11 protein-coding genes and 1 pseudogene are annotated in these 6,693 nt (G+C 69.2%); 6 read left to right on the top strand and 6 right to left on the bottom strand.

Translation table 11 applies throughout. The annotated features are described in order from the left end of the window. The 6 genes from ruvA to BDIM_RS01890 all read right to left on the bottom strand — a co-directional run. Window positions 1-338, bottom strand: a 338-nt coding sequence (gene ruvA / locus BDIM_RS01915) for a Holliday junction branch migration protein RuvA (protein WP_040344748.1), incomplete at its 3' end; no start/stop codon positions are given. After that, window positions 335-847 carry a crossover junction endodeoxyribonuclease RuvC gene (ruvC, locus tag BDIM_RS01910; RefSeq protein WP_003163870.1) on the bottom strand — a complete coding sequence of 171 codons (513 nt, stop codon included), beginning with the start codon at window positions 845-847 and terminating at the stop codon, window positions 335-337. The genes ruvA and ruvC, both read right to left, overlap by 4 nt. A gap of 68 nt (window positions 848-915) precedes the next feature. Continuing rightward, the gene (locus BDIM_RS01905) at window positions 916-1,638 is read right to left on the bottom strand and encodes an MgtC/SapB family protein (RefSeq protein ID WP_003163869.1); all 723 of its coding nucleotides are present in this window, start codon (window positions 1,636-1,638) and stop codon (window positions 916-918) included. Between the two features lie 59 nt (window positions 1,639-1,697). Beyond that, the gene (locus BDIM_RS01900; RefSeq protein ID WP_003163868.1) at window positions 1,698-2,399 is read right to left on the bottom strand and encodes an MgtC/SapB family protein; all 702 of its coding nucleotides are present in this window, start codon (window positions 2,397-2,399) and stop codon (window positions 1,698-1,700) included. Next, window positions 2,392-2,910, bottom strand: a complete 519-nt coding sequence (locus BDIM_RS01895) for a hemerythrin domain-containing protein (RefSeq protein ID WP_003163867.1) — start codon at window positions 2,908-2,910, stop codon at window positions 2,392-2,394. Before BDIM_RS01895 ends, BDIM_RS01900 begins: the two co-directional genes overlap by 8 nt. 121 nt (window positions 2,911-3,031) lie before the next feature. Next, a complete protein-coding gene (locus tag BDIM_RS01890; RefSeq protein ID WP_003163866.1) occupies window positions 3,032-3,805 on the bottom strand; it encodes a YebC/PmpR family DNA-binding transcriptional regulator in 774 nt (257 codons plus the stop codon). A 126-nt stretch (window positions 3,806-3,931) separates the two neighbouring features. On the opposite strand from BDIM_RS01890, the gene BDIM_RS01885 reads away from it, so the two are divergent. The 6 genes and pseudogenes from BDIM_RS01885 to BDIM_RS17765 all read left to right on the top strand — a co-directional run. Beyond that, window positions 3,932-4,141, top strand: coding sequence for a hypothetical protein (locus BDIM_RS01885; protein WP_003163865.1), 210 nt, complete (start codon window positions 3,932-3,934; stop codon window positions 4,139-4,141). Window positions 4,142-4,225: 84 nt separating this feature from the next. Next, entirely contained in the window at window positions 4,226-4,609 is a 384-nt protein-coding gene (locus tag BDIM_RS01880; protein ID WP_223850955.1) for a hypothetical protein, read from the top strand. A gap of 4 nt (window positions 4,610-4,613) precedes the next feature. Next, a complete protein-coding gene (gene ybgC / locus BDIM_RS01875) occupies window positions 4,614-5,078 on the top strand; it encodes a tol-pal system-associated acyl-CoA thioesterase (protein ID WP_003163863.1) in 465 nt (154 codons plus the stop codon). Window positions 5,079-5,201: 123 nt separating this feature from the next. After that, window positions 5,202-5,990: a protein TolQ gene (gene tolQ / locus BDIM_RS01870; protein ID WP_003163862.1), complete on the top strand. Its 789-nt coding sequence runs from the start codon at window positions 5,202-5,204 to the stop codon at window positions 5,988-5,990. After that, the gene (locus BDIM_RS01865; protein ID WP_040344561.1) at window positions 5,962-6,426 is read left to right on the top strand and encodes an ExbD/TolR family protein; all 465 of its coding nucleotides are present in this window, start codon (window positions 5,962-5,964) and stop codon (window positions 6,424-6,426) included. Before tolQ ends, BDIM_RS01865 begins: the two co-directional genes overlap by 29 nt. Before the next feature lie 6 nt (window positions 6,427-6,432). Continuing rightward, window positions 6,433-6,693: pseudogene (locus tag BDIM_RS17765) on the top strand (energy transducer TonB); the annotation flags it as partial.

Below are 6,693 nucleotides of genomic sequence, written 5' to 3'. Positions count from 1 at the left end.
CGGCCGACGGCGGCCTTGTCCTCGCGCGCGACGGCGGCGGCCAATTCGGCGGGCGGCAGCACGTCCAGCACGCCCAGCGCCGCCTTCGGCCCGACGCCCTGAATGGTCAGCATCAGGTTGAAGACCTTGCGCTCGTCCCGGCTCAGGAAGCCGTAGAGGCGCGGCCCCTGGTCCTGGCTCCACTGGCTCTGGATGAATAGCAGGGTCTCGTCGCCCGGCGCGGGCAGTCGGCCCAGCGTTCGCGCCCCGCAGGCGGCCACATAGCCCACGCCGCCGCAGTCGATCAGGCACTCCGCCTCGCCGACCTCGGCCAGGATTCCGCGCAGACGGCCGATCATGCCGCGCCTCGCACCGGCAAGGCCCGAAATCGACGATGATGCGCATGGGTGACCGCCACGGCCAGGGCGTCGGCGGCGTCGGCCTTGACCTCGCCCGAGGCGGGCAGCAGGCGTTTGATCATGAAGGCGATCTGGCTCTTGTCGGCTTGCCCGGCGCCCACCACCGCCTTCTTGATCAGGGTCGGGGCGTATTCGGCGACGCTGAGACCCGCCCGCGCCGGGGCCAGCATGACCGCCGCCCGCGCATGGCCCAGCTTCAGCGTCGAGGCCGGATTGACGTTGACGAAGACCTCTTCGATCGCCGCCTCGTCGCAGTCATAGGCGGCGCAGACCTCGCCGACCTGCTCCAGCAGGTGCAGCAGCCGCTCGGAGAAGGGCGCCTTGTCGTCGGGGGCGACGACGCCGTGCGCGATCCAGCGCAGGCGGCTGCCCTCGCTTTCGATGACGCCCCAGCCGGTGCGGCGCAGGCCGGGGTCCAGCCCCAGGATCCGAGTCGTTTCGTTCGCCATCCGTTCCTATTGCCCCAAAGAGGGTTAGCGAACAATGACCGGGCGCAGCCTCAGGGCCCGATGTCGGCTCAATCGTCTCTGGGCATGACCGAGAAACCGGCCAGACCCGCCTGATCCGACAGGGCGCGGGACAGGGCGTCGACTTTCAGCGGCATGGGGCCCCGCGCCTTGACGTGGTGTTCGTGGATCTGGCCGTCGGGGCTGACGACATGGCCGATGCGCGTGGGCTTGAGGCCGTTCTCGGCCAGCAGGGCGCGCAGCGCCTTTTCTTGCGGCGCGGCTCCGCGCGTCCAGCGCAGGGTGACGTCCAGCACCCCGACGTGGGGCAGGCGCGCGTCGAGAAAGCGCAGGATGGCCAGCACCAGCAGGGTCGCTCCCGCCGCGATCAGTCCCAGCTTCCACAGGCCGACCCCGAACATCACCCCGGTGGCCGAGGTGGTCCACAGCGAAGCCGCCGTGGTCAGGCCGTGCACCGAGAACCGCTCGCGAAAGATCACACCGGCGCACAGGAAGCCGATGCCGGTCAGTATGCCGTGCGCCATCCGCGTCGGGTCGATCACCAGCCGCTGCTCGGGCAGGGCGACGAAGCCCCAGCTGGCCTGATGCATGGCCGCCAGCATCAGGACGCAGGAGGTCATGCAGACCAGGATGTGGGTGCGGAACCCCGCCGGATGGCCGTGATAGGTCCGCTCGATCCCAATCAGCCCGCCCGCGACCATGGCCGAGGCCACCGGCGCCAGCAGTCTCAGTTCCTCGACGCCCCAATGCGTCACGCCCCAGTCGATCGCCATGATCCCAACGCTCCCAACGACCGCGCAGGTTGGACCTCCGCGCAGGCCGGGGCAAGTCGTCAGTCGTCGCGCGGATTCAGCACGTAGCCGCAGACCGAAGGCAGGGCCGACAGCCGCCCCGCCAGGGTCTTGAGCGCCGTCTCGCCCTCGGCGTGGACGCGCCAGCTGCGGCGCACCACCGCGCCGTCGTCGATCAGTTCGAAACGGTCGGGCGCGGGCTTCGGATCGATCGCGCGCAGGGCGGCCTCGACCTCGGCCTCGGGCGAGGGGCCGTCACGACGCCAGCGCACCTCCACATCGGTCAGGGTGCGGTCCGGCAGCCGCGCGCTGACCAGCCGCAGCGCGACCAGGATCAGGCCCGTGATCACCGTCCCAGCCGCGCCCAGGGCGAACAGGCCGGCCCCGAACAGCAGGCCGATGGCCGAGGTGATCCACAGCGAGGCCGCCGTCGTCAGGCCGTGGATGGAGAAGCCGGTGCGGAAGATGACTCCGGCGCACAGGAAGCCGATTCCCGTCAGCACCCCGTGGGCCATGCGGGTGGGGTCGGTGACGATGTTCTCGTCCGGCAGGGCGCGGAAAGCCCAGTCGGCCTGGGTCATGGCCGCCAGCATCAGCAGGCAGGACGCCAGGCTGACCAGGATGTGGGTGCGGAACCCTGCCGGTCGGCCGCGCCACTCGCGCTCGAAGCCGATCATCCCGCCGGCGATCAGGGCGCCGGCGATGGGCAGGACGACGGTCTCCAGCCAGGCGGCGTCAGCCATGGTTCTCGACGTAGGTTTCGGGGTCTTTGTTGACCGGCTTCACCCCGGCGATGTGGCGGGCCTGGAAGGCGGCGAAGCGCACGCCCAGGTCGTGCCGCGTCTGCAGGTCCGCGTTCAGGCGGAAGTCGGTCAGCCCCTGCCGCTCCTCCTCGCCCATGTGCTTGGAGTTGACGATGTTGGCCGCGCCGACCGCGTCGAACCAGGCGCGACTGCCGACCGCGTGCGCGGCCACCGCCTTCACCGCGTCGCGCAGCTTGTTGTGATCCTCGATGGCGTCCTCGGTCTCGCCCTCGACCGTGCCGTCGTCTGCGTCATTGACGCCCTCGCCCAGTTTCAGCAGGGCGGGATAGAAATGCCGCTCCTCGGCCTCGGCGTGGGCGTCCAGAAAGGCCGACAGCCGCCCCCAGACCGCTTCCAGCGCCTCGACATTGTCCGCGCCGATCTGCTCGATCAGCGAGAACAGCCTGCGCTGTTCGGCGTGGTCGTCCAGGATCAGCTGGGTGATGTCCATGGGGGGCTCCTCGCGGCAAGGCTTGAGCCCTAAGAAGCCTCCGAACACAGGTCCGGTTCCTGAGCCCCGACGCCGCTCCCGCATGGGTGCGGCGCCGGGGGGCAGGATCATCGCTTGCGGATCAGCCCGCGTACTTGGCCGCGTCTTCGTCCGAGATGTTCTCGTTCGAATAGACCTGCTGCACGTCGTCTTCGCCGTCCAGGGCGTCCAGCAGCTTGAACAGGACGCCGACCGAATCGCCCGTCAGGTCGATCTCCGACTGCGGCTTCCAGACGATGGCGGTGGATTTGGGGTCGCCCAGCACCTTGGACATGGCCTCGGCCACTTCGTTCAGGTCTTCGAAGGCGGTCCAGATGGTGTGGCCCGGCGCGTCCTCATAGATGTCGGGCTTGACCAGGTCGCTCTCGACGTCGGCGGCGCCGGCCTCGATGGCGGCCTCCATCACGGCGTCTTCAGATCCCGCCTCGGCCGGATAGTGGATCTTGCCGACCCGATCCCACATGAAGGTGACCGAGCCGCTCTCGCCCAGGGCGCCGCCGTTCTTGGCGAAAGCCGAGCGCACGCCCGAGGCGGCGCGGTTACGGTTATCGGTCAGGACTTCGACGATGACCTGGACGCCGCCGGGGCCGCGGCCCTCGTAGCGGATCTCCTCCATCGCATCGACTTCGCCGCCCGAGGCCTTCTTGATGGCGCGCTCGATGTTCTCCTTCGGCATCGATTCGGCCTTGGCGTTGTTCACCGCCAGACGCAGCCGGGGGTTCATCGCCGGGTCGGGCATCCCCGACTTGGCCGCCACGGTGATTTCCCGTGACAGGCGCGAAAAGAGCTTTGAACGGACCGCGTCAGCGCGGCCCTTGCGGTGCATGATGTTCTTGAATTTGGAATGGCCGGCCATGGAGTCGCTCGCCAGATGTCGAATATGCTGAGGGGCGCCCTTTACTGGATGGCGCTTCCTCTGTCACGAGAGGGGAACCGCCCGAACGCGCCGGGGATTATGCGCAGGCAAGAATTGGAGACGCCGATGGCCGCCGCCGACGACACCTATCTGGACGAAGCCTATGACGAGGGCATCGATCACGCCCACGCCGGCGAGATCGTTCAGTGGTACGCCAAGCGGCCCGTCACGGTGTCGACGGCGGCGGCCACCAGCTCGCTGGTCGGCGCTTTTGCGCTGGGCGTGCTGACCACCATCGGCGCCCTGGCCGTGATGCGCCTCTACGACCGCGACTGAGCAGACGTCGCGCGAATCTTTCGCAAAAAGACTTCACCTCGGCGGTAAAGCCGGTCATCCTCCCTTTCCCAGAAGGAGGCGGCCTTGGCGCATCCCCGCAGGATGAACCGGATGATCGTCGTGCTCGGCGCGGCTGTCTTGGTGCTGGGCGGTTTCAGCCTCTACGCCCTGACCCAGGGGGCGCGCTTCGGACCCCGCCAGACCACGCCCGCCGAACGCGCGCTTGAGCAGGTGCGCGAACAGATGGGGCCGCAGGCCGAGGTCCGGCATGTCGAGGCCGGGCGCGGCAAGGCCGCCTGCGGCTACGCCGGGCTGAAGGGCAGTCGGGAGGCCGTGGCCTTCGTTTCCCGGCCCAACCGCATCCTGATGAGCCACGACCCGCTGACGGGCGAGTTCGCGACGCTGAAATCGCGCTACTGTCCGGGCTTCGACGCCCCGGCGCCCGCCGCCGTTTCCGGCAAGAGCTGAGACCATGACCGACCAACCCAGCGCCGGCCGGTTCGACGGCCGCGATCACCTGTTGCCCGTGCGGGTCTATTACGAGGACACGGACTTCACCGGCCTGGTCTATCACGCCAACTACGTCCGCTATTTCGAGCGGGGGCGGTCGGACTTCCTGCGTCTGGCGGGGGTAGGGCATGTCGACCTGCTGGAGCAGGAGGAGCCGCTGGCCTTCGTGGTGTCGGACCTGGCGATCAAATATCTGAAGCCCGCGCGGATCGACGACGCGCTGGCGGTGCGCACCCGCTATGAGGCGATCAAGGGACCGCGCCTGATCATCCGCCAGACGGTCGAGCGCGACGGCGACGTATTGTGCCGGGCCGACGTCGTCGCCGTCTGCATCCATCTGGACGGGCGTCCGCGCCGTCCGACGAAGCGGCTGATCGAACTGGTGACGCCCTGGCTGTCGGGGGAAACAGGATCGGCTCGGCAATAACGAGGTTGTCAGCCGGTAGGCTGATGACGCCGGGCGCGACGCCCGCTAGACCCGCCGCCATGAAACCGCCACGTCCGCCCGGTGCAAAAGGCGGATGAACGGACTCTTCGCCAAGGACCACGCATGACTCCGCCCGCCGACGCCTCCCTGCTGAATCCCATCGAGCTGTTCATGACCGCCGACTGGGTGGTCAAGACGGTGATGATCGGCCTGGCCGCGGCCTCGGTCTGGTCCTGGACCATCATCATCGACAAGGCGGTGCGGTTCTCGCGCATGAACGCCCGGGCGACCGAGTTCGAGAAGCAGGTCGAGAGCGGCCGCTCGCTGGAGGAGGTCGCCGCCCAGGCCGGGCCTCAGCCGGTCGATCCCCTGCCGCGCATGCTGGTGCTGACCCTGCAGGACTGGCGCGAGGCGCGCGCGCGCGGCGCCATGACGGACACGCAAGGGAACATGCTGATCGCCCGTATCGACCGGGCGCTGGATTCGGTCATCGCTCGGGAAAGCCAGAAGATCGAGAACGGTCTGGGCGTGCTGTCGGTGGTCGCCACGGCCTCGCCCTTCATCGGCCTGTTCGGCACGGTGTGGGGCATCATGAACGCCTTCGACAGCATTGCGGCGGCGGGCAACACCAATCTGACGACCGTGGCCCCGGCCATCGCCGAGGCCCTGTTCGCCACGGCCATCGGCCTGGCGGCGGCCATCCCGGCCTATATCGCCTTCAACGCCTTCTCGGTGTCGGCGGGCAAGTTCACGGGCCGTCTGGAGGCCTTTGCGGACGATCTGCAGTCGGCCATCGCCCGGCGTCTGGGCGCGCCTGCGACGCCTCCGCCCCCGCCCGCCGCCGCCGTCGTCCGACCTGAACCTGCGCCGGGGCGCCTGATCCATGGCCCTGGGTGGAGGAGGCGGCGGTGAAGCGCGCGGGCGCGGCCGTCGCCGCGCGCGCAAACGGCCGCTGAGCGAGATCAACGTCACGCCCCTGGTGGACGTCATGCTGGTGCTGTTGATCATCTTCATGATCTCGGCGCCCCTGCTGACGGTCGGGGTGCCGGTCGAACTGCCCAAGACCGAGGCCAGCGCGGTCGAGACGACTGACAAGCCGGTTACGGTGAGCATCGACCGGAACGGCGCCATCTTCATCGGCGAGGGCGAGGTCCGCTGGGAGCAACTGGCCCTGCGCGTGGCTGAAGAGGGCGGCGAGAACGCGCGCGACAAGGCCATCTTCATCCGCGCCGACGGCCGCGCCCCCTATCAGGCCGTGGCGCGCGTGATGGCGCGCCTGTCGGCCTCGGGCTTCACCAAGCTGAACCTGATCACCGACACCGCCGCCGACGAGCCGACGGAGGGCTGACGGACCTTGCGCCGCCCCAGCCCCGCCATCCTCGGCTCCATCGCCCTGCACGCGGGGGTGGTGGCGCTCGCCTTCGTGTCCTGGTCGTCGAAGGACGGGCCGAAGCCGTTGGTGAACTCCGTGCCGGTGTCGATCGTCTCGGACATCGAGATCGCCGCCGCGCCCGCCGACAATCCGCAGGAGGAGCCCTCGCTTGAGGATGGGGAGACGGCCCCGGTCGAGACCCCGCCCGAGCCGACTCCGCCCGAGCCGGACCCCACGCCGCCC

Origin of the sequence: Brevundimonas diminuta ATCC 11568, from assembly GCF_000204035.1 — a bacterium.
Taxonomy (GTDB): domain Bacteria; phylum Pseudomonadota; class Alphaproteobacteria; order Caulobacterales; family Caulobacteraceae; genus Brevundimonas; species Brevundimonas diminuta.
This window is presented reverse-complemented; position numbering and strand designations above follow the sequence as displayed.

What these genes read in the sequence shown, in the direction of transcription:
- ybgC (WP_003163863.1), top strand. Translation starts at nt 4,614, where the DNA reads ATGACCGACCAACCCAGCGCCGGCCGGTTCGACGGCCGCGATCACCTG.
- tolQ (WP_003163862.1), top strand. Translation starts at nt 5,202, where the DNA reads ATGACTCCGCCCGCCGACGCCTCCCTGCTGAATCCCATCGAGCTGTTC.
- BDIM_RS01895 (WP_003163867.1), bottom strand. Translation starts at nt 2,910, where the DNA reads ATGGACATCACCCAGCTGATCCTGGACGACCACGCCGAACAGCGCAGG.
- BDIM_RS01865 (WP_040344561.1), top strand. Translation starts at nt 5,962, where the DNA reads ATGGCCCTGGGTGGAGGAGGCGGCGGTGAAGCGCGCGGGCGCGGCCGT.
- BDIM_RS01885 (WP_003163865.1), top strand. Translation starts at nt 3,932, where the DNA reads ATGGCCGCCGCCGACGACACCTATCTGGACGAAGCCTATGACGAGGGC.
- BDIM_RS01900 (WP_003163868.1), bottom strand. Translation starts at nt 2,399, where the DNA reads ATGGCTGACGCCGCCTGGCTGGAGACCGTCGTCCTGCCCATCGCCGGC.
- ruvC (WP_003163870.1), bottom strand. Translation starts at nt 847, where the DNA reads ATGGCGAACGAAACGACTCGGATCCTGGGGCTGGACCCCGGCCTGCGC.
- BDIM_RS01890 (WP_003163866.1), bottom strand. Translation starts at nt 3,805, where the DNA reads ATGGCCGGCCATTCCAAATTCAAGAACATCATGCACCGCAAGGGCCGC.
- BDIM_RS01905 (WP_003163869.1), bottom strand. Translation starts at nt 1,638, where the DNA reads ATGGCGATCGACTGGGGCGTGACGCATTGGGGCGTCGAGGAACTGAGA.